Origin of the sequence: Bacillus cereus group sp. BfR-BA-01441, from assembly GCF_022663075.1 — a bacterium.
Classification (GTDB): Bacteria; Bacillota; Bacilli; order Bacillales; family Bacillaceae_G; genus Bacillus_A; species Bacillus_A cereus.
The window spans coordinates 1-390 of sequence record NZ_JAKUEU010000278.1 but is presented as its reverse complement, the minus strand read 5'-3'; the positions used below and the strand labels follow the sequence as shown (position 1 = coordinate 390).

The window sequence follows — 390 nt, the reverse complement described above, 5'->3', positions numbered from 1 at the left end:
ACCGAAGTGGAAGAGGGCTTACATGCACAATTCGAATATAGTACAGAGCTCTTTAAGAAAGATAGTATTGAGAGATTGAGTGAACATTTTTTAGCCATTTTAGAAAAAATTACCGAATCATCTAATATAAAGTTAGCGGAAATAGAGATGGTAAATCGTGAAGAAGAGAAGTTACTCCTTCATGATTTCAATCAAACTCAACATGACAATCATAATAATACATTATTACATGAATTATTTGAGAAACAAGTAGAGCGAATACCAGACAAGGTAGCACTCCAGTTTGCTGGACGAACGATGACTTATAAAGAATTGAATGAACAAGCGAATCAACTTGCGAGGAAAATAAGAAAATTAAAGAGACAAGGTGAAGAAGAATTTCTTGTTAGT

The 390-nt window shown here is 33.3% G+C and carries 1 protein-coding gene; it reads left to right on the top strand.

All coding sequences use genetic code 11. The features are described 5' to 3' along the window. The coding region (locus MR107_RS32100; RefSeq protein WP_242293191.1) for a condensation domain-containing protein at positions 1 to 390 on the top strand (390 nt) is incomplete at both ends.